Genomic DNA, 860 nt, shown 5'->3' with positions numbered 1-860 from the left:
AACACTAAAAAATGATTCACAAGAAAAATCATGAGCACATTTAAAACACATGTGGATGTTCGTCCAGATCACTTCCCGATCACAACAACTGAAATGAAAAAATGGAAAGGGCAAAAAGATTGGGAATACCAGCTTAGTTTTAGTGATCCTGCTTATAAAGATATTTCTACTGGATGTAATCATTATGAGTAAAATGACAGCTTATTTTTAATTTTTATTCACCCACCACAGCCAATCATTAAAAATATTTTTTAAGAAAATAGATTTTTCCACCCAATTAAGTCATGTCTCTGAGACTTTGCAAAATACTCTTTCTGATGTAACCATTTTTCATGATGTGCAATGGTGGAACGTGGAAGATATAAAAAAGTACAAGAAATCATCGTCAAAATTCTAAGCACACCTACTCAAATAACTCATTCCACTGACTCATATTTCGCGATTTTGTGGAAAGGAATTACAGCTCTCAATACATCATATCTACCCATCTCTAATTAAAAAGCCCAATCGATAAAGATTGGGCTTTTAATGAGTCAGGGTTATCTACACTGAGGATCTACAACTTCGAACAGTCTACAAACTATAGCATTCACCTGTATATTCCTAAGCCGCTTCCGCAGGCACACCACTATGGAAACGAAACACATCATCAGGTGTACTAATTAGCTCTTTTTCGACGTTACGGATATGTTCAATACGGGCTTGAATATCTTCTTTCGGATTTTTCAATTTCCCCGTTTGCGCAACCTCTAAAGCCAAAGCCAAATAATCTTCAAAATGACGTGATTCAGACTTCAGCAAGTAACGATAGTAACGACCTAATTCATCATCAACCAAGGGTGCTAACGCGTAAAAGCGCT

Annotated in this window: 2 protein-coding genes; one reads left to right on the top strand and one right to left on the bottom strand. The window is 36.2% G+C overall.

What is annotated here, in order from left to right:
* Window positions 1-30: 30 nt before the first annotated feature.
* Window positions 31-192 carry a hypothetical protein gene (locus tag KQI49_RS18395; protein ID WP_216491007.1) on the top strand — a complete coding sequence of 54 codons (162 nt, stop codon included), beginning with the start codon at window positions 31-33 and terminating at the stop codon, window positions 190-192.
* A 411-nt stretch (window positions 193-603) separates the two neighbouring features.
* Here the strand turns inward: KQI49_RS18395 and miaE are convergent.
* The coding region (gene miaE, locus KQI49_RS18390; protein ID WP_305852341.1) for a tRNA isopentenyl-2-thiomethyl-A-37 hydroxylase MiaE at window positions 604-860 on the bottom strand (257 nt) is incomplete at its 5' end.

Origin of the sequence: Virgibacillus sp. MSJ-26 (assembly GCF_018918075.1) — a bacterium.
GTDB lineage: Bacteria > Bacillota > Bacilli > Bacillales > Amphibacillaceae > MSJ-26.
This window is presented reverse-complemented; position numbering and strand designations above follow the sequence as displayed.